Origin of the sequence: Rhodococcus wratislaviensis (genome assembly GCF_041228765.1) — a bacterium.
Lineage (GTDB): Bacteria > Actinomycetota > Actinomycetes > Mycobacteriales > Mycobacteriaceae > Rhodococcus_F > Rhodococcus_F wratislaviensis.
This window is the reverse complement of sequence record NZ_CP150488.1, coordinates 3603556-3625866: the sequence shown is the minus strand read 5'-3', so window position 1 is coordinate 3625866 and position 22311 is coordinate 3603556. Positions and strand designations below refer to the sequence as shown.

At 69.1% G+C, this 22311-nt stretch carries 23 protein-coding genes; 3 read left to right on the top strand and 20 right to left on the bottom strand.

Features of this window, described 5'->3' with window-relative positions:
- The 5 genes from WKC72_RS16610 to WKC72_RS16590 all read right to left on the bottom strand — a co-directional run bounded on the left by WKC72_RS16610 (nucleotide 1) and on the right by WKC72_RS16590 (nucleotide 5152).
- Nucleotides 1–762 carry an SGNH/GDSL hydrolase family protein gene (locus WKC72_RS16610; protein ID WP_370183456.1) on the bottom strand — a complete coding sequence of 254 codons (762 nt, stop codon included), beginning with the start codon at nucleotides 760–762 and terminating at the stop codon, nucleotides 1–3.
- A gap of 117 nt (nucleotides 763–879) precedes the next feature.
- On the bottom strand, nucleotides 880–1653 hold the full coding sequence (locus tag WKC72_RS16605) for an aquaporin (RefSeq protein ID WP_037226384.1): 774 nt from the start codon (nucleotides 1651–1653) through the stop codon (nucleotides 880–882).
- A gap of 63 nt (nucleotides 1654–1716) precedes the next feature.
- Nucleotides 1717–2547: a transglutaminase family protein gene (locus WKC72_RS16600; protein ID WP_011594353.1), complete on the bottom strand. Its 831-nt coding sequence runs from the start codon at nucleotides 2545–2547 to the stop codon at nucleotides 1717–1719.
- An 8-nt stretch (nucleotides 2548–2555) separates the two neighbouring features.
- The gene (locus WKC72_RS16595) at nucleotides 2556–3527 is read right to left on the bottom strand and encodes an alpha-E domain-containing protein (RefSeq protein ID WP_037226382.1); all 972 of its coding nucleotides are present in this window, start codon (nucleotides 3525–3527) and stop codon (nucleotides 2556–2558) included.
- Nucleotides 3527–5152 carry a circularly permuted type 2 ATP-grasp protein gene (locus WKC72_RS16590; RefSeq protein WP_370183452.1) on the bottom strand — a complete coding sequence of 542 codons (1626 nt, stop codon included), beginning with the start codon at nucleotides 5150–5152 and terminating at the stop codon, nucleotides 3527–3529. The genes WKC72_RS16595 and WKC72_RS16590 overlap by 1 nt, the downstream gene beginning before the upstream one ends.
- A 306-nt stretch (nucleotides 5153–5458) precedes the next feature.
- Here WKC72_RS16590 and rpsT point away from each other — a divergent pair, with 306 nt between their 5' ends.
- Nucleotides 5459–5719, top strand: a complete 261-nt coding sequence (gene rpsT, locus WKC72_RS16585; protein WP_005248015.1) for a 30S ribosomal protein S20 — start codon at nucleotides 5459–5461, stop codon at nucleotides 5717–5719.
- 70 nt (nucleotides 5720–5789) lie between these two features.
- Here rpsT and holA read toward each other — a convergent pair whose 3' ends face one another.
- Complete coding sequence (gene holA, locus WKC72_RS16580) at nucleotides 5790–6767, bottom strand: DNA polymerase III subunit delta (RefSeq protein ID WP_112299456.1); 978 nt, start codon at nucleotides 6765–6767, stop codon at nucleotides 5790–5792.
- Nucleotides 6768–6883: 116 nt separating this feature from the next.
- Here holA and WKC72_RS16575 point away from each other — a divergent pair, with 116 nt between their 5' ends.
- Nucleotides 6884–7639 carry a hypothetical protein gene (locus WKC72_RS16575; RefSeq protein WP_128641906.1) on the top strand — a complete coding sequence of 252 codons (756 nt, stop codon included), beginning with the start codon at nucleotides 6884–6886 and terminating at the stop codon, nucleotides 7637–7639.
- Here the strand turns inward: WKC72_RS16575 and WKC72_RS16570 are convergent.
- Both WKC72_RS16570 and WKC72_RS16565 read right to left on the bottom strand, forming a co-directional pair.
- Nucleotides 7632–8741 carry a glutamate--cysteine ligase gene (locus tag WKC72_RS16570; RefSeq protein ID WP_112299454.1) on the bottom strand — a complete coding sequence of 370 codons (1110 nt, stop codon included), beginning with the start codon at nucleotides 8739–8741 and terminating at the stop codon, nucleotides 7632–7634. The genes WKC72_RS16575 and WKC72_RS16570 overlap by 8 nt on opposite strands.
- 48 nt (nucleotides 8742–8789) lie before the next feature.
- Entirely contained in the window at nucleotides 8790–10340 is a 1551-nt protein-coding gene (locus WKC72_RS16565) for a carboxylesterase/lipase family protein (protein WP_370183447.1), read from the bottom strand.
- A 133-nt stretch (nucleotides 10341–10473) separates the two neighbouring features.
- Here WKC72_RS16565 and WKC72_RS16560 point away from each other — a divergent pair, with 133 nt between their 5' ends.
- Entirely contained in the window at nucleotides 10474–11202 is a 729-nt protein-coding gene (locus WKC72_RS16560) for a GAF and ANTAR domain-containing protein (RefSeq protein ID WP_268790079.1), read from the top strand.
- A gap of 6 nt (nucleotides 11203–11208) precedes the next feature.
- On the opposite strand, the gene WKC72_RS16555 is transcribed toward WKC72_RS16560, so the two are convergent.
- The 12 genes from WKC72_RS16555 to WKC72_RS16500 all read right to left on the bottom strand — a co-directional run bounded on the left by WKC72_RS16555 (nucleotide 11209) and on the right by WKC72_RS16500 (nucleotide 22261).
- Entirely contained in the window at nucleotides 11209–11379 is a 171-nt protein-coding gene (locus tag WKC72_RS16555; protein ID WP_005261277.1) for a hypothetical protein, read from the bottom strand.
- 195 nt (nucleotides 11380–11574) lie between these two features.
- Complete coding sequence (locus WKC72_RS16550; RefSeq protein ID WP_370183443.1) at nucleotides 11575–12540, bottom strand: LLM class F420-dependent oxidoreductase; 966 nt, start codon at nucleotides 12538–12540, stop codon at nucleotides 11575–11577.
- Between the two features lie 52 nt (nucleotides 12541–12592).
- Complete coding sequence (locus WKC72_RS16545; RefSeq protein WP_370183440.1) at nucleotides 12593–14152, bottom strand: ComEC/Rec2 family competence protein; 1560 nt, start codon at nucleotides 14150–14152, stop codon at nucleotides 12593–12595.
- Nucleotides 14152–15009: a helix-hairpin-helix domain-containing protein gene (locus tag WKC72_RS16540; RefSeq protein ID WP_370183439.1), complete on the bottom strand. Its 858-nt coding sequence runs from the start codon at nucleotides 15007–15009 to the stop codon at nucleotides 14152–14154. The genes WKC72_RS16545 and WKC72_RS16540 overlap by 1 nt, the downstream gene beginning before the upstream one ends.
- Before the next feature lie 69 nt (nucleotides 15010–15078).
- Entirely contained in the window at nucleotides 15079–15945 is an 867-nt protein-coding gene (locus tag WKC72_RS16535) for a DegV family protein (protein WP_037226367.1), read from the bottom strand.
- A gap of 4 nt (nucleotides 15946–15949) precedes the next feature.
- Complete coding sequence (gene octT / locus WKC72_RS16530; RefSeq protein WP_037226366.1) at nucleotides 15950–16747, bottom strand: diglucosylglycerate octanoyltransferase; 798 nt, start codon at nucleotides 16745–16747, stop codon at nucleotides 15950–15952.
- Nucleotides 16734–17393, bottom strand: coding sequence for a histidine phosphatase family protein (locus WKC72_RS16525; protein ID WP_037226365.1), 660 nt, complete (start codon nucleotides 17391–17393; stop codon nucleotides 16734–16736). Before WKC72_RS16525 ends, octT begins: the two co-directional genes overlap by 14 nt.
- Nucleotides 17390–17815 (bottom strand): ribosome silencing factor, encoded by a 426-nt coding sequence (gene rsfS / locus WKC72_RS16520; RefSeq protein WP_037226364.1) that lies wholly within the window; start codon nucleotides 17813–17815, stop codon nucleotides 17390–17392. The genes WKC72_RS16525 and rsfS overlap by 4 nt, the downstream gene beginning before the upstream one ends.
- A gap of 34 nt (nucleotides 17816–17849) precedes the next feature.
- Entirely contained in the window at nucleotides 17850–18545 is a 696-nt protein-coding gene (gene nadD, locus WKC72_RS16515) for a nicotinate-nucleotide adenylyltransferase (protein WP_005248045.1), read from the bottom strand.
- A gap of 19 nt (nucleotides 18546–18564) precedes the next feature.
- Nucleotides 18565–20025, bottom strand: a complete 1461-nt coding sequence (locus WKC72_RS16510; protein ID WP_037226363.1) for a VWA domain-containing protein — start codon at nucleotides 20023–20025, stop codon at nucleotides 18565–18567.
- An 11-nt stretch (nucleotides 20026–20036) separates the two neighbouring features.
- Entirely contained in the window at nucleotides 20037–20918 is an 882-nt protein-coding gene (locus WKC72_RS16505) for a MoxR family ATPase (RefSeq protein ID WP_005261286.1), read from the bottom strand.
- Nucleotides 20919–20980: 62 nt separating this feature from the next.
- A complete protein-coding gene (locus WKC72_RS16500) occupies nucleotides 20981–22261 on the bottom strand; it encodes a glutamate-5-semialdehyde dehydrogenase (RefSeq protein ID WP_037226362.1) in 1281 nt (426 codons plus the stop codon).
- Nucleotides 22262–22311: the final 50 nt, after the last annotated feature.

Sequence of the window (22311 nt, the reverse complement as noted above, 5' to 3'; positions counted from 1 at the left end):
TCACCCGCCCAGATCTTCGGCGATGATCTCGGCGATCGCGGTCATCGCGAGCGCGTTGGGATGAGCCGGTTCGGCGGGTGACTGCGGCAGGAGGCCCTCGAACCACCGTTGCCCCGCCGGCGCGCAGGCGTCGTGTCCACCGTCCACGGCGGCCTGCGCGATGTCGACGTAGTGCACGCCGTACCTGGCCGCGGCCTCGACGTAGATCTCGTTGAACCGTGCGAAGTATCGCTCGAGCCAGACCGCGTCGGGGTCGGACACGGGCATGTTCGGCCAGCAGCCGTGTCGTCCGACGGAACCGCCGTGCCCGATCAGGTAGACCTCGGCATGCGGTGCCTTCGCGACGATCGCGGCGACCACGGCGTCGACCTGGGGCGCCATCGTCGCGATCCCCTCGACCGTGAGTTGCTCCGCCCGCGGGTTGTCGCGGCAACCGGCATCCGCGCCGGGCACAAGGGCGCCGCAGCGCACCGACACGGGCAGATGATTGGAACCGCCCCCGCCGATGCTGAGCGTCACGACGTCGGTGTCCGGGCGGAGCGCGTCGATCTGCGGCGGAGCGAAATGCGTCCCCACGAACTGCGGGGTGCTGATCACGTGGGCGGGTGTCGCGGCGGAGCAGGTGACGTCGGTGACGGTAGCCGCGCCGATCAGGTGCGCCAGCTTCGCCGGGTAGTTCAGGTCCGGTGAGCGCAGGCACAGGTCGCGGTGCTCGGAGAATTCGATGAGCGGCCCGGCCGCGCGGGAGTCACCGAGAGCCACGTATGTCGGTCCCGGCCGCGGTGCGTCCTCGGCGGTCGCGGTCGCGGGAGCCGCCCCGGTGAGCGCGAGAACGACGCACGCGAGACATGCGGCTCGCAGGCCCCCGCTCGTCGGTGCTCAGCTCTGCAGTCGGTCGTACCGGCCGAACAGCGACCGGTAGACCAGCGCACCGACCGCGCCACCGATCAATGGGAACACGATGAACAACCACAGCTGGGCGAGCGCACCGTTCTGGTAGGGCGCGACGGCGAGGCTGCGGGCCGGGTTGACGGAGGTGTTGTCGATCGGGATCGCCACGAGGTGGATCACGGCGAGCGTGAAACCGATGGAGACGCCGGCGAGGGGGACGTCGGAGATCTGGTCGGTGGATGCGAGGACCACGAACACGAGCAGCGCGGTGAGCAGGACTTCGATGATCATCGCCGCACCGATGCCGTAGCCGTTCTCGATGACCCCGCCGAGCGGTCCCTTGATGGCGGACGGACTGTGGGCGCCCCAGCCGTTGGCGCCGAGACCGTCGTCCGCCCGGTTGTACGAGGGCAGGCTCTGCGCGATCGCGTAGATCACCACTCCGGCGACGAGTCCGCCGATGACCTGGGCGACGACGTACAACCCCGCCTTCACGACGGACAACCGGCCGAGAGCGAGGTGTCCGACCGTGACGGCCGGATTGACGTGGCAGCCCGAGATGGGGCCGATGGCGTAGACGAGGAAGAGCAGGGTCAGTCCGAATGCCAGTGCCACACCGAGGTTCCCGACCTTGGCTCCGGCGAATACCGCCGTACCCACCGCCGCGAAGACCAGTACGAACGTACCGACCGCCTCTGCTACGTATTTCTTGAGATCCGAGATCGGTTCGACTTCTACGTATTCCTGTGCGGTTGGAGACATGAACCCACCTTCGTCGAAATGGATCGTTAGTCCTGCTTTCCACAGATAGATCTGGCTGGCACTTTACGCCAGGCGTGTGATCTCCACGACGACTTCGAGATCTGTCGCCCGGCCCCCGGAGAAGATGCCCTTGAGCGGCGGAACGTCCGCGTAGTCCCGTCCGATACCCACCGACACGTGCTGTTCGTTCACCGCGACGGCATTGGTGGGGTCGTAACCCCACCACGCTCCGGTCCACGCCTCGACCCACGCGTGACTCTCCCCCGCCACCGTGTCGTCCACCGCCGCATCGGGTTTCGGATGCAGATAGCCGGACACGTAGCGACTCGGAATTCCCATGCTGCGCAGAAGGACCAGTGTCAGGTGCGCGTAGTCCTGGCATACGCCCTGCCGTTCGGCCCAGGCGTCGACCGCGGACGTGTGGACGCCCGTCGTCCCCGGAACGTAATCCATCTCCCGATGCACCCAGTCCGCCGCCGCGACAACGGCTTCGTCGGGGGTGCGGCCCTTGCGGAGATCGCGGGCGATGGTGTCGAGCTTGCGGCTGCGCGGCACGAACGTGGTGTTGCTCAGCTGTTCGTTGAACCGGTCGGTGAGCGGAGGGCTGGCCAGCTCGTCCCAGTCCACCTTCTCCTCCGGCTCCCAGAACGGTTCGGTCTCGACCACGGACAGCCCGGTGACCTCGAGTTCCTTGTGCGGCGCATGGAGATCGAATGCGGTGACGGCGGTGCCCCAGTAGTCGGTGTAGCGGTACGACCGCGTCGCCGGCGTCGTCTCCACGCGGTTCAGGATCACCGTCTGCCTGCTGTCACCGCGCGGGGTCAGTCGCGCCTCGTTGTACGAGGACGTGACCGGTGCGTCGTAGGCATACCCGGTGGTGTGCACGACTCTCATACGCCAGCTCACAGCTCTCCCTCCACGACGGCTTCGCCGCCGACAGCCCGTGCATCGGTCCACGCCACCCACGGCGCGGCGTGAAAATACTGCAGCGCGATGGCTTCTCCGAGCTCGCGGCAGGTTTCCTGCAACCCCGCGAGCCGATCCTGGAGATCCTCGAGGAGCACGCCGGGCGGCAGGAACTCGAGTTCGCTCCGGGCCCTGCCGAGGAGACGCTGCGCCTCGGCCCTGTGTCCGACGCGGCTGTCGGGCTGGTGATCGAGCTCGGCGAGGCACAACTCCGCCTGCCGGATGGCGTGGAACACCGACCGCGGAAACAGCCGGTCCAGCAGGATGAACTCGACCACCCGGTTGGCGTCCAGCGCGCCGCGGTACGTGCGCAGGTAGGTGTCGTGGGCTCCCGCGGAGCGCAGCACCGTCACCCACGCCGGCGAGGACGGGCGGTCGCCCGCACGGGACAACAGCATCCGCGCGAGCATGTCGACGCGTTCGATCGAGCGGCCGAGCAGCAGGAAGCGGTATCCGTCGTCGCGGCTCATCGTCGAATCGGCCAGACCCGCGAACATCGCCGCGCGTTCCTCCACGTACCGGAAGAACTCGTGCGGCCCGAGACGCTTGGACGCCCGCTCGCGTTCGGCGAGACCGTTGTACGTGGTGTTGAGGCACTCCCACATCTCGCTGGACGTGACCTCCCTGGCACCCCGCGCGTTCTCGCGGGCGCTGGCGAGGGAGTCGATGATCGAGCCCACCTGGTTGCGGCTGAACGCCACCAGTTCGGTCACGGACCGGACGTCGAGCTGCGTGTCGGGCGCTTCGATGCCGAGCACCCGCAGCAGCAACCGGGACGTGCGGTCGGGGTCCACCGAGGCGTCGTCGAGCAGTTGGTGCACGGCGACGTCGAGAATGCGGGCCATGTCGTCGGCCCGTTCGACGTACCGACCGATCCAGTACAGCGATTCCGCGTTCCTCGCCAGCATCAGCGATCACCTCCCTGGCCCTGTTGTTGCTGCTGTTGCTGTTGTTGCTGCAGTTGAGTGGTGCTGAGTTCGGGTCCCTGCTCGGCCTCGGCGGACTGCGCCGGCTCGGCCACGAGCTCCTCACCCGCGAGTTCCCGCTCCTCGTCGGAGCTCCTGCTCGCGAGCACCCACGTGTCCTTGCTGCCGCCGCCCTGGCTGGAGTTCACGACGAGCGACCCCTCGGGCAGGGCCACCCGGGTGAGCCCACCCGGCAGCACCCACACGTCGTCACCGTCGTTGACCGCGAAGGGCCGCAGATCGACGTGCCGGGGAACCAGTTCGTCCCCGACCTTGGTCGGCACCGTGGACAGCTGGACGACGGGCTGCGCGATCCACCCGCGCGGGTCCGCCTTGATCTTCCGGGCGATCGTGTTCAGTTCCTTGGGTGATGCGTCGGGACCGAAGACGATGCCGTAGCCGCCGGAACCCTCCACCGGTTTGATCACCAGTTCGTCGACCCGGTCCAGGACCTCCTCGCACTCCTCGTCGAGCCAGCACCGGAACGTGTCGACGTTCGCGAGCAACGGCTTCTCGCCGAGGTAGTAGTCGATGATCTGCGGGACGTAGGTGTAGACGAGTTTGTCGTCACCGACCCCGTTCCCGACAGCACTCGAGATGACGACGTTGCCCGCCCGTGCCGCGTTCAGGACGCCGGCCACCCCGAGCACGGAGTCCGGGCGGAAGTGCATGGGGTCGAGGTAGTCGTCGTCGATGCGGCGGTAGATGACGTCGACCTGCCGTTCACCCTCGGTCGTGCGCATGTAGACCATGTTGTCGCGGCAGAACAGGTCGCGGCCCTCGACCAGTTCGACACCCATCTGGCGCGCGAGCAGCGAATGCTCGAAGTACGCGGAATTGGCGACACCGGGTGTCAGCACCACGACGGTCGGGTCGGCCTCGTTGAGGGCCGCCGAAGCGCGCAACGCGCGAAGGAGATGGGAGGCGTAGTCGCCGACGGACCGCACGCGGTGCGACATGAACAGGTCGGGGAACACCCGCGCCATCGTGCGGCGGTTCTCCATGACGTAGGACACCCCCGACGGCGAACGCAGGTTGTCCTCGAGCACGCGGAACACCCCGTTCTCGTCGCGGACGAGGTCGATTCCTGCGACGTGGATCCGCACCCCGTTCGGCGGAACGATTCCCGAGGCCTCACGTTGGAAGTGCTCGCACGAGGTGACCAACCGCTTCGGCAGCACGTGGTCACGCAGGATGCGCTGTTCCCCGTAGACGTCGTCGAGGAACATCTCGAGCGCCTGGACGCGCTGCTTGATGCCCTTCTCGAGACGCGTCCACTCGGCAGCGGCGATGACCCGAGGAACGAGATCGAGCGGGAAGGGACGTTCCTGACCGGACAGCGAGAACGTCACGCCCTGGTCGATGAACGCCCTGCCGAGGGCCTCGGATCGGGCGGCGAGGTCGGCTCGGTCCGCGGGCTCGAGCGCCTTGAAGACGCCCTTGTACGGCGGGCGGACGGTGCCGTCGCGGTCGAACATCTCGTCGAACGCCAGCCCGTAGCGCCCGATGTCGGTGTACCCGTCGAACACGTGGGCGGGTTCGACGGGCTTGCGCGGCCGGGCGGTCACCCGCGTCCGCGGCTGGGTTCCCGATGCCTTCGCACCCGCCTGCGTGCTTCCCCCCGATTTTCGGACGGGGGCTTTCGAGGTTGCCGACGATTTCGTTACTGTTGACGACTTCGATGCTGGGGGCGTCATCCCAGACATGCTGCTACATGCACACCCGTTCAGCAGCGCAGCCGCAGGATTTGTCGGCGCGTCCGGGTGCCGGTTTGAGATCGGACACCGATCACTGGTAATCTCGCCTGTCGGTGCATATGTGTGCGCCCAGAGCTTTCTCGACCGTAACCAGCTTAAGACGACAGGATTTTACGCGTGGCCAACATCAAGTCCCAGGTGAAGCGGATCCGTACCAACGAGGCGGCCCGACTCCGTAACCAGTCGGTGAAGTCCTCGCTGCGCACGGCGATCCGCTCGTTCCGCGAGGCTGCGGCGGCCGGTGACAAGGACAAGGCCAACGAGCTCCTCGTCGCCACCAGCCGCAAGCTCGACAAGGCAGCCAGCAAGGGCGTCATTCACGCCAACCAGGCTGCCAACAAGAAGTCTGCTCTCGCGCAGGCTATCAACAAGATCTGACGGTTCTTCCGTCGTAGGCTCTCCAACAGCCGCTCGATCCCCGGATCGAGCGGCTGTTGTCGTGTCCCCGTCAGATCTGGCGTAGCCGGGAGACGCGTCCCACGGCACTTTCGACGGCGTAGTCCGCGTCGGCCGCCGCACCTTTGACGTCGGCGTTCAGGGACGCCACGATGCGCAGCGCCTCCCCCACCGACGTGGGTGTCCAACCCTTCGCCAGGGCCTGCGCCTTCTTGATCTTCCACGGCGGCATGCCCAGTTCCGACGCCATCCGGAACGGGTCTCCCCGCCCGGCCGGTGCCACTCTGGCGATCGAGTGCACCGCGTCGGCCAGCGCGTCCGCCAGCAGCACGTGCGGAACGCCGCGCAGCATCGCCCAGCGCAGCGCCTCGATCGCACCGGCGGTGTCGCCGGCGACGGCCTTGTCCGCGACGTCGAATCCGCTCACCTCGGCCTTGCCCGAGTAGTAGCGCTGCACGGCGGCGACGTCGATCTTTCCGCCGGTGTCTGCGGTGAGCTGCGAGCACGCGGCGGCCAGTTCGCGCAGATTCGAACCGACTCCCTCGAACACGCTCTGCACCACTTCCGGCGACACCCGGACGCCGAGGGTGCGAAACTCGCCGCGGATGAACCCGATGAGGTCGCCGGACTTCAGTTTGGCGCACGGGTGCACCACGGCTCCGAGTTTCTCCAGCGCACCGGTCATCGCTTTCGCACGTCCGCCGCCCGAGTGCAGAACCACCAGGACGACGCCCGGAGGTGGGTCGCCGGCCGCGTCGAGGATCAGTGCCACCGAGTCCTTACCCGCCTCGGCCGCGGCTTCCAGAACCACGACGCGGTCCTCGGCGAACAGGGAGGGGCTGAGCAGTTCGGCGAGTTCGGCCGCGCCGGCATCGCCCGCCCTCAACCGGTTGACCGGAAGCTCCGCGCCCGCGGCCACGTCCGCGCTCGCACGGACCTGGCTGATGACCTGCGACACCGCGCGTTCGACGAGGAACTCCTCGTCACCGAGGACGAGATGGAGCTGTTCGAGCTGAGTTGGAGTGCTCACGCGAAGATCGTGCCACGTGTGGCGGACACGTTCGCCGACACCCCGGAGCCGAGACCGCGCAGACCGAACAGGCGATAGCCGCGCAGCGGTCGCGTCGGCGGTGGACACTCGATCATATGACCGCGGAAACCGAGGTGGACGGCGTCACCCGCGAGGACTACGCGCACATGATCGACCTCGACGACGATCGCGCGGCAGGGCAACGGTACGAGCTGAGTTTCCGGTACACCTGCCGCGACGGGCTACTCCTCCGATGGTCGGTGCACGTGGTGGCCCGCTGTTCGGCCTCCGGACACGCCGAGACGCTGTTCGCCGGTGGTCGATCCGTTCTCGAACCCGCATCGCCCTCGTGTCGCGACGTCGCGGCGGCCGGCTCCGACGACGACTTCGAGACCGCGTGCGACTTCTACGAACACCGCTGGCGGTCCCTGCTCGACCCGGCGGGCGGCAGCGTGCGAGGTGACACCGAGCAGCGTCACCTGTCGGACGCGCTCACCCTGTACGGGCGTACGTGGCGCAGTGCCGCCGGCCGCGCGATCGCCGACCGGCTCGCGTCGTTCGCGCATGTCACGGTGCTCGCCCTGGGAACCGACCCCGCCTTCCACGTCATGCGCCGCACCGCGGCCCACTACCCCGACCCGGTCGTCCTCGCCGTCTACCAACCCGCCGGACAGCGCATCGATCTCAGCCTCGTCGACACCGCGACCGTGGAGGCGTTGATCGACGACCCCGGACCGCTGCGCACCGGACCGGACACCAGCGCCGGCGCTCTGCTCACGGGTGTCCGATCCGCCGGACTGCTGCATCCCGGCTACATCGGCTCCACCACCGCCGGCGTCACCGAGCTGACTCCGCCACCCCCGGTCAGCTGACCACTTCGCACGTCAGGAGGTCGACCACCGCCGCCAGCGTGCCGACGCGGGCGAACTCGGCCCGTTGCCGCTCGGCGCCCGTGCCCTCCCGCAACACGGTGTCGAGCCCCGACTCGAGGAACGCCCGATCACTCGCGCCGAGCCCCGGGGCCACGCACTCGTTCAGCAATTCCAGCTGCCGGCGGATCGGCAGCGACCGATCGGTGGCCGGGCTCGTGCATTCCCCGTCGAGTCCGTCACGGGCCGCACGCCACAACTGCGCTCGCAGCAGCTCGGCGCGCAGCCACGGCACGGTGAGGCCGTTCTCCAGCGACCGCAGCGCCCACCCGACGAGCCCCTTCACGACCACCGCGTAGAGCGCCGCGTGCGCCGCGGTCATGGCGACGTCCGCGATCCGGACCTCGATGGTCGGTTGCTTGTCGGAGAGCCGTACGTGCCAGTAGATCATTCCCCGATCCATGGCGGCACCGGTCCCGATCATGGCGCCGACCGTCGCCTCGTACTCGTCCGCGGAGTCGAAGTGGGGCGGCGGTCCCGCCGACGGCCACCGCGACCACATGATGTGCCGCCAACTGTGATACGCGGTGTCGTGCCCACTGTGGAACGGCGAGTTCGCGGCGAGCGCGAGCAGCACGGGCAGCCAACTGCGAACCAGGTTGCTCACCCGCACACCGACGTCGCGGCTCGGGATCCCCACGTGCACGTGACAGCCGCACGTGGTCACCGTGTCCACGATCGACCCGAAGTGGCGGGCCATCTCCTCGTACCGCGGGCTCGGGGTGATCGCCGGCGGCAATCCCTCGACGATCAAGGACGTCCCGCTGGGCAGCAGCAACAGGTCGCGGCCCGCGGCGGCCTTCGCCAGCCGGCGGCGCAGGCTGCGCAGCTCCTCGTGCAGTTCCTCCCCGGTGTGGCACACACCGGTCGCCGTCTCGATCTGGCATCGGGCGAGTTCACGCTGGAGCCCGTGAATGTCGTGGCCGGCCTCCGCCACCACGTCGGGTCCCGCGGCGGAAAGGTGACCGGACTCGTCGACGAGGAAGAACTCCTCCTCGACTCCCACACTGAGGTCGCGACCCGATTCCGTTGCTGCAGGGCTCATTCAGCAGGTATCCCCCGTTACGCGGATACGAAACCGGACCCCCGCCGCTCAGGTGAAGCCGATGACCTCCTCACCCCAGGCCCGGCGGAGTTCCCGGTCCGGATCGGCGACGATCGCGTCGGACTTGCCGATCAGCAGGGTCGTGCGATCCGCCTCGTCGTACGGCGGCCAGCCGACCTCGGCTCCCGTTCCGTCCGGGGTGCCCTCGGTGGCGAACGACAGCCACCGTCGCTGGATCCGCTCCGACACGTGCCCGGCGGTTCGGTGCCCACCGAGCTTGAACGTGGGGTCGTGCGGGACGACACCGAAGTTCCCGAAGACGTATGGCACCTCGGTGCCGTGGGTGGCGCCGATCCGCGCGGCGCGCAGGAACGGTGTCGCGTAGTCGAAGCGGTACAACCAGGTCGGGGCGACGCGGCTGTGCGCCTCCGCGATCCACAGCGTCGGCATCCGGAACGCGGCGTCCCGCGAGATCTCCATGGCCGAGCGTTTCTTCGGGTAGTCGGGATACGCGGCCGCCACCTCCTGCTCCTCGTCTGCAGGCAGGTCGGGATGGTCGGCGGCGATCGCCACGAACATCTGATGCACGGCGTCCGGGGTGATCGGCATCAGGGGCGACTTCATCAGCCGGAACATGGACGCCTCGTCCTTGTTCGTCCCGATCAGCAGCGGGATTCGATGCGCGAGGCCTGTGCGGAACGCCGCGACGGGATAGTGCGGCACCACGTCGCCGTCGACCGTCGGGGCAACCGCCAGGGTGCCCGGGACCCGCGCGGGCACCTGCTGGACGAGTTCGACGCAGGCCTTCGTCAGCACGTCGACGGGCAGGTCGCGGAGTCGGCCCGCGTCGGCGGGCGCGATGTCGAGCAACTCGAGGAACGACTCGGCGATGCTCGCGGCGCGATCACGGCCGTATACGGACGTCGCGGGCGAACTCTCGGCGATCGCGCGATGGAACAGTCCCTCTGCCGGTGGGGACGTCATCAGCGTGGTGACCGCACCGCCACCGGCGGACTCCCCGAACAGGGTCACGTCTTTCGGGTCGCCGCCGAATGCGGCGATGTTGTCGCGGACCCAGGTCAGTGCCGCGATCTGATCGCGCAGGCCCAGGTTCGTGTCGAACGGATGCTCCTCGGTCGAGAACGAGGAGAAGTCCAGGAACCCCAGCGCACCGAGCCGGTAATTGAAGGTGACCACCACGACGTCGCCGCGTTCGACCAGATGCGTCGGATCGAACATGCGCTGTCCGGACGAACCGAGGTAATACGCCCCGCCGTGGATCCACACCATCACCGGCCGCGGTCGCCGGGCATCCGACGCGGGGGCGAAGACGTTCACGGTGAGGCAGTCCTCGTCGAGGGTCAGACCGGGATCGATGGGCAGCGGGCCGTGCTCGTTCTGCGGTGCGATCGGGCCGAACCGGGAACAGTCGCGCACCCCGCTGAACGGTTCGGGCGCGCGCGGGGAGCGGAGCCGCCACTCGCCGACCGGCGGTGCTGCATAGGGAATGCCCTTCCACGACCGGACGCCGTCGAGGCGGACGCCCCGCAGCGTTCCCTGGCCGATGGTCACCTGTGGGTCCTCGGTGCGCGAAACCATGACGTCATCTTCGCCCGGGGCCACCGTCCCCGGAGTCCGATCGGGAATTCCTGCGGCCCGGACCTGCGGCGACCTCCCTCTCTGGCAGACTGAATCGGTGAGCCGGGCACATGCCCGCACGCTGGAGGAACCGATGCGAGACACAATGCCCGATACGACGCGCTCGCAGGCTGTCGGCAGGTCGGCCGCGACGTTCGCGACCCTCGCCGATCTTCTCTACGCAGGCCAGGATTACGGGCACGTCCACCAGGCCATCTGCGACGCCGCGCCACTACTCGTCGAGGGCTGCGACCACGCGAGCCTGATGCTCCGGGAGGGATCCCGCTACGTGACGGTCGCGGCCAGCGACGACGTGGCCGCCCGCGTCGACGAGTTCGAGCGCGTCGAGAACGAGGGACCGTGCGTCGATGCCATCGTCAGCGACACGCCTCAGTTCGAGACGGACCTCTCCACGTCGTCGCAGTGGCCGCGGCTGTCGGCGCGGGTGCTGGCCCACACGCCGGTGCGCGGTGCGGCCGGATTCCGCCTCGTCATCCTCGGGCGCAAGGTCGGCGCCCTCAATTTGTTCTCCGACACGGCGGGAGCGCTGAACACCACGTCCGTCGATCAGGGCATCATGCTCGCATCGTTCGCGGCGGTGGCGTTGGCGGCCGTCCACGAGCACGCCGAGGCCGAGACACTGCGGGCAGGCCTGGCCAGCAATCGTGAAATCGGGAAGGCCGTGGGTCTGCTGATGGCGTTCCACAACATCCCCGAGACTCAGGCGATGGAGATTCTCCGCACCACCTCGCAGGACATGAATCTCAAGCTCGCGACGGTGGCGCAGGAGATCGTCGCTCACCATCACCGGAAGGTGACCTGACCGCCGTCAGTCCACCTCCGGTGCATCGGGGTTACCCGCAATGCCGAGCATGGACAGGAGCATGCGGCAGTCTTCGGCGTCCAATGACTGGGCAGCGACGACCCGCTGCGCTCTCCACACCTGCCCGGCGTCGAGTTCGTCGTCCACATCGAGATCTGTCCGCTCCGATTCCGACATTCGCCCTCCAATGCGGGTGCGTTCCAAGACCGTTCACCTCAGGCATCTGCCACCGGATGGTAGTCGGTGTTTCGGTGTCGCATACGCACATCGGGAATCGAAGTCGAAACGATACAGAACGCGTTCCGCACCCGCCGCCCCGAGCGTGCCGAGCGGTGCGCCGGGGAGTCGAAAGTTACAGCAGCACAGCCGATGTCAGGCCGTTGTCAGCGCCCGCAGCGGCTCACTCAACTCGGTGGCGAAGAACTCGAAGAACCCGTCCACGTCCGGCCCCGCGTTGATCAGCGCCAGATGATCGAACCCTGCGTCGACGAACGTGCGTGCCACCTCCAGGTGCCGCCGGACGTCCGGCCCGCAGGCCATGGCGTCGCGGACGTCCTCGGTGCGGATCGACGACGACGCCGCCTCGAAGTTGATCGGATTCGGCAGTTCGGCTTGAACCTTCCATCCGGTCAACCCGAACCGGAACAACAGGTGCGCCGACTCGGCCGCGGATTCCTCGTCACGCGCCCACGAGAGGGGCACCTCCCCGTACTTGGGTCCCGACCCACCGGCCCCGGTGTAGGCCTTCACGAGGTCCGGGTCCGCTTCGGTGGCGAAGAGTCCGTCGCCGAGTTCCGCGGCGATACGGACCGCTTCCGTGCCGCCCGCCGCGACGGCGATCGTGGGCGGCACGTCGGGGAGATCGAAGACGCGTGCGTCGTCCACGGTGAGGTGTTTGCCCTCGTACGAGTGGTAGCCGCCCGACCACAGCAGACGGATGATGTCGATCGCCTCACGGAGCATCTGGTGCCGGATGGTGACCGACGGCCAACCGCCACCGACGACATGTTCGTTCAGCCGTTCCCCCGAACCGAGTCCCAGGGTGAACCGGCCCTCGCTGAGGACGGCGGTCGTGGCCGCGGCCTGCGCGATGATCACGGGGTGATATCGGACGAACGGGCAGGTGACGCCGGTCGCCAGGGCGATCCGGTCGGTCCGTGCAGCAGCGGCCGCGAGCATCGACCAAACGAATCCCGAGTGACCGTGACTGTAGAGCCAGGGGTGATAGTGATCGCTCACCTCGACGAAGTCGAAGCCGGCCCGTTCGGCCTCCACCGCCTGCCGCACGATCTCCCGCGGATCGAACGTCTCGGCCATCAGCTTGAACCCCACCTGCATGTCGTCGTCCCTTTCCTCGACTTCTGCGAAGGTTTCCCGGATTCGGGCGCGATCACACAAGGCGCCCCAGCGACGACGGCCAGACCGGCGCCCACAGCACCAGCGCACCTATCGCGATTCCCGCCAGCACCAGCCGGGGTCCGCGTCTGCGCAGCGTCACACCGAGCGCCACCACGGCACCGAGGACGATCGCCGCACCGGCGGGCCCGGAGGGCACCGGTATCGAGGCTCCGGGAATCCGCGCACCTCGCTCGGCCACGGTGACGAGCCACCACAGCGGCCACTGGGTCACGCGCACCACCACTTCCGCGACGGGAACACTGACCCCCGCGATCAGCGCGGTGATCGCTCCGGCCACGGTGATCACACCGACCACGGGGGCGACCAGGATGTTCGCGCAGATGGACACCAGGCTCACCGTCCCGGCCATCGCGGCCACGATCGGAGCGGTGACGGCGAAGGCGGCGACGGACACCGCCACCGTCTCGGCCACCGCCCGCGGCCAGCCGCGGCGCACCAGCACGTCGACCCCCACCGGCGCGATCACGATCAACCCGGCAGTGGCGGTCGCCGAGAGTACGAAGCCGAAGTCCACCGCCAATTCCGGTGACCACGCCAGCAGGGCGATGACCCCGGCCGCGAGCGCGGGCATCGCCTGTTTCCGCCGTCCGGTCACGAGCGCCAGCAGAGCGACCGAGCCCATCGCCGCGGCGCGCAGCACGCTGGGCGACGGTCGCGCGATCACCACGAATGCGATCAGCGCCGCGGCGGCCAGCGCCGCACCCGCGCGGGGACCGAGTCCCACTCCGCGGACCACGAGCAGGACGGCTCCCAGCAGGATGCTGACGTTCGCCCCGGATACCGCCGTGAGATGCGTCAGTCCGGTCGCGGTGAAGTCGTCCTTCACCTCCCGGGGCAGCGCCGAGGTGTCGCCGATCACCAGCCCCGGCAACAGTCCTGCCTCGTCGGCGGGCAGAACGGCGGCGGCCGCGACGAACCGCGCACGCAGGGCGCCGGCCCACCGCTGATGCGGGGGCGCGGGACCGACGGCCGCGGGCGGTCCGGACACCCGGACCGTGGCCAGGCTCAGGTCCCGGTGCCGCGGAGGGCCCACCTGCCCGCGCAGGACCACGTCCTGCCCCGGCAGTAGTCCGAGCCACCCCGCCGCCGGGGCGAGGACGACCACCGCACCGCCCGAGTGGATCGTCTCGGTGGCCCGGCGGATCTCGACGACGTCCGCGTTCACGAGGACGTGCCGTCCGAAGCCGGCGATCTCCCGGGGATCGTCGGCAAGGGTGACGACGAGCGTCACCCAGGCCTCGTTCCGGCCGAGTTCGGTCATCGGGTGCCGTTCCACGGCCTGAACCCGCCAGGCCGTCCCCGCAGCGCAGCAGGACCCGAACAGCAGGACCGCCAGCACCCCGGCCGTCCACCGTCCCGGTCCCCGCAGGGCGCACCCCGCGGCGAGGAGAACTGCCGCTACCGACAGGGTTGCCACGAGAACCCACGCCGCCCGGGAGCCGCCGTGGATACCGATCAGCGTTGCCGCCCAGCACATCCCGGCGAACGGAAGAAGCCGGAGGTCGAGGAGCCGCGGTTCGTCGTCGGGCATCACAGGGTGACCTGGCCGCGCAGCTTCTCCAGCCGCACCGGCCCGATCCCGTCCACCTCCCCCAGTTGCGAGATGTCGGTGAACGTGCCGTTGGTCGTGCGCCACGCGACGATCGCCGCCGCCGTGACGGGCCCGACACCGGGAAGTGCGTCGAGTTCCGTCTCGGTCGCCGTGTTGAGGTTCACGAGCCCTCCGCCCGGGGCGGCCGCTGCGCCTGCGGTCCCCGGCGATCCCGCGGAGGCTCCGCCCACAGCGCTCGGCGGCGCCTGGGTGGTCGCGGCACCCACGAGAACCTGATCGCCGTCCGAAAGTCGTTGAGCCAGATTCAATCCGAGGGTGTCACCGCCGTCGCGCACTCCCCCGGCAGCGGCGAGAGCGTCCGCGACCCGGGACCCCGCTGGCAGCCGGACGAGACCGGCCGACGCCACCAGTCCCACGACGCTGACGACGATCTCCTCCGCCGGGGCGGGTGCCGACGCCGCCGCGTCGGGACTCGTCGGTGCCGGAGTCAGAGAATGCACTCCGGCAGCGGGTAACGACGGAACCGCCTGTGCCTCCGGCCGATCGGTGCGCACTCCCAGCACGGTGGCGGTCGCGACGACGATTCCCACCACGATCAGCACCAACGCCCCGGAACGCCCGGGATCGAATCGTGCGTCCCGCCACCGGTCCGGCAGCGAGAATCCACCCCGGCGGCGTTCGGCGGACCACGTCGTGTCGCCGTCGAGGACGGTCCCGCTCGGCTCGGCCAGCCACTCCGGCGCCGCCGGTGTGTCGGGCGGGACCGCATCGCGTTCCCCCGACGTCAGGAACGCGAGCCGGGTCCGGCCCCTGGAACGTTCTTCCCTGATCCCCATGGACGCGACGGTAGAGTGCGCCGCCCACCGAATTGCCGCGACGCCCCGACTTCCGAACCGGCCTGTGGATCAGTGCGAAGTTGTGGATGAATCGTGGTCTTCGTGGTGCAGGGCGGGTTCCGGGCACAGCACGATGCCGATGGCGCCCGCCCCGACGTGGGCACCGATCACCGAGCTGAAATCGGTGACGACGAGATCGCTGACCTGCGGAATCCGGTCCTTCAGGTGCTGTGCCACCGCTTCGGCGCGCTGCCGGGCGTGCATGTGATGCACAGCGACGGCCGTCCTGTCCAGACCTGCCAGCTCCACCGCGGCGTCGACCATCCTGGCCATCGCCTTGGTCGAGGTGCGCGTCTTCTCCTTCAGAACCAGCCGGCCGTCCACGAGATGCAGCACCGGCTTCATCGCCAGTGCGGTGCCGAGCAGTGCGGCGGCGGTGCCGATACGGCCTCCGCGACGCAATTGATCGAGCCTGTCCACGACGATCAGGCACCGCCCGCGGCTCGCGACGTCGACCGCCCGCCGGTACGCCGTCTCGAGGTCCGCACCGTCCTTCGCGGCCCGCGCGGCCTCGAGGACCGGGTAGCCCAATCCCATTCCGGCGGACTGGGAGTCGACGATCCGCACCCGGCCGTCGAATTCCTGCGCCGCCTGGCGGCCCGCCTCCCACGTGCCGGACAGCTGCCGGGAGATGTGTACCGCGAGAACGCCTGCGCCCTCACTCAGCTCCAGCGCTGCCGCGTACGCCTCGGACAGCTCGCTCGGCGACGCGCCCGACGTGGTGACACCGGCAAGATCCTCGGGGAGCTCGTCGATTCCCTCCCGGAAATCCTGACCGCCGCTGAGGACATGGAGCGGGACCACCTGGATCCCGTACTGCTCGACGAGTTCGGGCAGGATCGAGGCCGAAGAATCGGTGACGACGACGACGGGCATCGGACTACTCGGCTCCGCTCGACACCGGGTCGGCCGGAACCGCGCCCTCGGCGGAGTCCGGAACGACTCCCGCGGCGCGAAGCGCGGTCAGCATCGCCGCGGCCACCTCGGTGTGTCCGTCCCAGCCCCAGTGGATGCCGTCCGGATTGCCCTGATCGCTGAAGACGTTGGCGCGCACCGCCTCCGCGAGGTCGACGATGGGCACGTTCTTCTCCTCCGACCATGCGGTGATGGCGGCAACGGCACCGGGGCGACCCGCGTGCACCTTGCCGTAGGCCTCGCTTCGATGCACGGACGGCAGGGTTCCGATGACGGGCAACTCGGGGCGCATGTACTCGAGCGCCGCCCGGGAGCTCTCCAGGTACTCGACACTCAGCCGCGGGGGCAGCGCCACGGGCCACCCCAGCGGAGACAGCCTGGGCTGAAGCCACTGGTAGCCGGCCCGCACGACGCGGCGCAGCGCGGGTGGGCGGACGTAGCGCAGTTGTTCCCGCAGCGCCGTCGGGAGCGGGGACGGAAGGGAGTCCATGCCGCCGACAGCGAACACGACGGCACCGGCGCGGGGAACCGCCGACCACACACGTGGGTCCTGGGTCAGCGCCCACCACACGTCGCGGCTGGTCCAGCCGATCCGCGCCACCAACTCGACATCCCAACCGAGTTGACGTGCAACGATATTGGGCCAGATGTCGGGATGGTCGGATGGGAGACCGCCCTTGGGTCCGTAGTACGACAGCGAATCGGCGAGCACGAGCAGGACGGGGCGCGCCCCGGAACCGGCATCCACGTCAGAGGACGTCACTGGCCACACTCGCAGAAGCGTTCCACACGTCGAGGCGCCAGTGGAGCGAATCGGGGTTTCCGTACGCACTCAGCTGCACCCAGCTGGTGTTCCCCAGCCCGCCCAGCACCGGCCAGCGGTCGACGGGCAGATCCAGCAGCGCGGCGGTCAGCGCGGCGATCAAACCGCCGTGCGCGACCAGGACCACCGGTTTCTCCGCCCAGTCCTCGTGCTTCTCGACGAGTTCGGCAACCACCGGCTTGCTGCGGCGGGCGACGTCGATACGGCTCTCCCCGCCGGGCGGCGCCCACGTCGCGTCGCCGCGCCACGTGGCGCGGGCGCCGGGCGCGCGCGCGTCGACGTCGAGGTGCGTCAGCCCCTGCCAGTCACCGAGATGCGTCTCGCGGAGGCGCTCGTCGATCTGCACCGGCAGACCGGCGTTGTCGCCGACCTCCACTGCGGTGTCGTAGGCCCGCCGCAGGTCGGAGGACACGATGGAGATCGGTCTGCGACCGACGAGCGCGGTGGCGGCGGCGCGGGCCTGCGACCGCCCCAGCTCCGACAGTTCGGTGTCGAGCTGACCCTGCATGCGGTTGTCGGCGTTGTACTCGGTCTGCCCGTGGCGGAGCAGGATCAGACGTCGCGGGGCACGGGGGGCATCCGTCACAGCTCGGACTCCTCCGCCTCGGCGGCAGTGCCCGCACCGTTCGCGTCGGCCGGGCCGTGCTGCCCGAGACCCTCGACGGGCACGGTCGGGCAGTCCTTCCACAGCCGGTCGAGTGCGTAGAAGTTGCGCTCCTCGTTGTGCTGGACGTGGATCACGACGTCCACGAAATCGAGCAGTGCCCAACGGCCTTCGCGGGTGCCCTCGCGTCGCACCGGCTTGTGACCTGCCTCACGCAGCCGATCCTCGATGTTCTCGACGATCGCGTTGACCTGTCGCTCGTTGGGGGCGGAGGCGATGACGAAGCAGTCGGTGATGACCAGCTGCTCGGAAACATCGAGCACCACCACATCGGAGGCCAGCTTCTCGTCGGCAGCCACTGCCGCGATGCGTGCCATCTCGATGGCTTCGGTCGTTGCGCTCACGCGATGTTCTCCCAGTTCGTTCGAAAAGTGCTGACTAGCTCTTGGTCTTGTCCGGGGCCGGTTCGGACATCGTCGTCGCGCCGTCGAGGCGCTCGGAGTCCGGTGGCCGGTACAGGTTCCGTTTGGAGATGTACTGGACCACACCGTCCGGCACGAGGTACCACACAGGACGGTGTCGACTGGCCCGCCGCCGACATTCCGTCGAGGAGATCGCCAGAGCCGGGATCTCGATCAGCGTGACCGCGTCCTCCGGCAATGCGTCCAGGTGACCGGCCAGATGTTCGGTGTTGAGATCGAATCCCGGGCGCGACACCCCGACGAACTTCGCCAGCGAGAACAGTTCCTCCCAGTCCTGCCAGGACAGGATACTCGCCAGGGCGTCCGCACCGGTAATGAAGTACAGCTCGGCGTCCGGGTGGTAGCTGCGCAGATCACGCAGAGTGTCGACGGTGTAGGTGACCTTCTCCCGGTCGACGTCCACCCGGCTGACGGAGAAACGCGGATTCGACGCGGTGGCGATGACCGTCATCAGGTACCTGTCCTCGGCCGGGCTGACGCCCTTCCCCTGCTTCTGCCAGGGCCTGCCGGTGGGCACGAAGACGACCTCGTCGAGGCTGAATCGATCCGCCACCTCGCTGGCCGCCACGAGGTGACCGTGATGAATGGGGTCGAAGGTGCCGCCCATGACTCCCAGGCGGCGCCGACGCGCGCCCGCTGCTCCCTGTTCCACGAGTGACGAGCTTACGTGCTCACACCGGCAGCAACCCGGCGACCACCGACGCCAGCTGCTGAGCGGATCGGCATTCGTGCATGCTGATGACCTCGTTGTACACCTTGGCCGCCGAATCGCCCGTTCCCCACTGCCCACGGGGCTCCGGGTTCAGCCAGTGCGCGTGTTTCGCCACCGACACGAGCCGGGCCAGGGCCTCCAGATTCGGGTCGCGGTAGTTGTTGCGACCGTCGCCGAGCACCAGCAGCGACGTCCGCGACGTGATGCTCTGGGTGAACCGCTCGGCGAACACCCCGAACGCGTTGCCGTAGTCGGAGTGCCCGTCGTAACCGACGAGGTCGGCTTCCCGGATCATCCGCGACATGGCGCTGCCGAGGTCCGCTCCCGCGTCGAAGAAGCGGGTGACCTCGTCGGTGGTGTCGATGAACGCGAACACCCGCACCCGGGAGAACTGTTCGCGCAGCGCGTGGACGAGCAGCAGGGTGAAGTGGCTGAAACCGGCAACCGAACCCGACACGTCACACATCACGACGAGTTCGGGCCGCGCCCGCCGCGGTTTGCGCTGGACGAGGTCGATGGGCACTCCGCCGGTGGACATCGACTTGCGCAGGGTCCGGCGCAGGTCGATCGAGCCGGCCCGGTTGCGGCTGCGCCGCACGGCCAGGCGGCTGGCGAGCAGCCGGGCCAGCGGGGTCACGTTGCGTTTGAGCGCCGTCAGTTCGGCGTCGGACGCGCGCAGGAAGTCGACTTCCTCGGCCAGCCGGGGCACGCCGTACGACGCCACCCGTTCCTTGCCGAGGTTCTCCGCCGACCGCCGCCGCGTCTCCTTCTCGATCATCTTCCGGAAGTCGGCGATCCGCTGGGCGGCGGTGCGCTTGGCCACCTCGGATTCGTAGCTTTCCGTCGTCCGGGCGTCGGCGTCCTGCTGATTGCCCAGGAGTCCGTCGAGGATTTTCTTCAGCAGGGTTTCCGGCGCGACGTCCCGCAGCGCCTGGTACGCCGAGAACGACGGTCCGTTCGCCGACTGATACTGCCCGAGTTCCTCGACCATCTGCGCGGTCAGGAGCTCGGTGAGCTCGATCGCCTCCGGCGACCCGTCGGTGAGGAGTTCGACGATCAGCTCGCGCAGCGCCTCGTAGTCGATCTCGCCCTTCGCGTTCCGCGGCAGACTCGTGTCGATCGCCCCGTCCGCCCGGCTTCCGACCGCCGCCGGGAACCAGAGTTCGAACAACGCGTCGAAGGTTGGCCGGTGGGTGGGCCGCCGCAGCAGCGCGCACGCGAGCCCCTCGCGCAGCGATTCGCGGTCGAGCAGATCGAGGACCGACATCACCCGACCGGCGTCGACCGTCTCGGACGGTCCGACCGTGATGCCGCGCCGCCGCAACGCCTCGACGAAGTCGACGAGATGCCCCGGCAGCCCGTGCGGCGCCGCGGGACCGCCCGGCTTCGACCGGGACGCGAGTGGACCACCAGCAGCCATGGGGAAGTCCTTCAGTTCAGTCGCAGCTCGGCAGCGGCCCGTAGCTGGTCGGATTGGTGTTTGAGGACGACACCCATCGTGGCGCGCACGGCGTCGTCGTCGAGGGTGTCGAGCCCGAGCGCGAGGAGTGTGCGACCCCAGTCGATGGTTTCGGCGACCGACGGCAGCTTCTTCAGCTGCATGCCGCGCAGCACGCGGATGGTCCTGACCAGCTGCTCGGCCACTGCCTCGGGCAGCTCCGGCACCCGGCTCGCGAGGATCCGCCGCTCGAGCTCGGCGTCGGGGAAGTCGAGATGCAGGAACAGGCAGCGGCGCTTGAGTGCCTCGGACAGTTCGCGGGTGGCGTTCGAGGTGAGGACGACGAACGGCTTGCGCGTGGCCGTGATGGTGCCCAGTTCGGGGACGGTGACCGCGAAATCGCTGAGCACCTCGAGGAGCAGGCCTTCGATCTCGACGTCGGCCTTGTCGGTCTCGTCGATCAGCAGCACCGTCGGGTCCTCGCGCCGGATCGCGGTCAGCAGCGGCCGCGACAGCAGGAACTCCTCCGAGAAGACGTCCGCCTTGGTGGAGTCCCAGCTGTGGTCGCTGCCCGCCTGGATGCGCAGGATCTGCTTCGCGTGGTTCCACTCGTACAGCGCGCGTGCCTCGTCGACGCCCTCGTAGCACTGCAACCGCACCAGCTCGGCGCCGGTGGTCTCGGCGACGGCGCGGGCGAGTTCGGTCTTGCCGACGCCGGCGGGACCCTCGATGAGCAGGGGTTTTCCGAGCCTGTCGGCGAGGAACACCGCGGTCGCGGTGCCCTTGTCGGACAGGTAACCGGTTTCGGCGAGCCGAGCGATGACGTCGTCGACGCTCGCGAAGAACGGCGTCGTGGTGGGCAGTGCGCGATCCACGCTCGCTCCTTTCAGAAGTGACGGGCAGAGGGGGCCGGAGGGAAAGGGGGTGGGCGAAACGTCTAGACCGGGCGGGTGTGCCCGTCACCCCAGACGATCCACTTGGTGGACGTCAGTTCGGGGAGTCCCATCGGGCCGCGTGCGTGCAGCTTCTGCGTGGAGATCCCGATCTCGGCGCCGAATCCGAACTGCTCACCGTCGGTGAAGGCGGTGGACGCGTTGACCATGACGGCGGCGGCGTCGACCCGGGCGGTGAACTCGCGGGCAGCCGCGAGGTCGGAGGTCACGATGGCCTCGGTGTGACCGGTTCCGTAGCGGTCGATGTGCTCGACCGCGGCGTTCAGATCGTCGACGACCTTGAGGGCCACATCCAGGGTGAGGTACTCCTCCGACCAGTCCGACTCGGTCGCGGGTACCAGACCCGGCAGATCCCCGTGGACCGTCACGCTGTGCGTCTGCAGGGCCTGCAGCAGCTTCGGCACCGCCGTCTCGGCGATCGCGGCGTCGATCAGCACCGTCTCCGCGGTGTTGCAGACACTCGGTCGCCGCGTCTTGGAGTTGAGCAGGATCCGTTCGGCCATCTCCAGGTCGGCCGCCGAGTGGACGTAGACGTGGCAGTTGCCGACGCCCGTCTCGATGGTCGGGACGGTCGCGTCACGCACCACGGCGTCGATCAGGCCGGCGCCGCCGCGGGGAATGACGACGTCCACCAGCCCGCGGGCCTGGATGAGGTGCGTCACGCTGGAGCGGTCGTCGCTCGGCAGTAACTGCACCGCGTCCTCCGGCAGCTGCTGCGCCGCCAGCGACGCCCGCAACGCCGCGACCAGCGCCGCGTTCGACTTCGCCGCGGACGAGGAGCCGCGCAGCAGGGCCGCGTTGCCCGACTTGAGTGCCAGCCCGAACGCGTCGACGGTGACGTTGGGGCGGGCCTCGTACACCATGCCCACCACGCCGAGCGGTACCCGCAGCTGACGGAGTTCGAGACCGTTGGGGAGGGTCGAGCCGCGCACCACTTCACCGACCGGGTCGGGCAGACCGGCCACCTGACGCAGTCCGGACGCGATTCCCTCGATCCGCTCCGGGGTCAGCCGCAGCCGGTCGAGCAGGGAGTCCTCGGTGCCCGACGCCCTGGCCGTCTCGATGTCGGCCGCGTTGGCGGCGAGGATGTCGGCCGAGGCGGCGAGCACGGCATCGGCCGCCGCATGGAGTGCCGCGTCCTTCTGCGCAGTGGTGAGCAGCGCGAGGACCCGCGACGCGGTGCGGGCGCGACGGGCCGCTGCGTGGACGGCTTCACGGGTATCCACCGCGGCACCGGCCGACGAGGTGGAAGTCACTGCAGTCATGAAGACAGCCTATATACAGGGGCCTGTACACCGCGGAGCGGGAACGACCG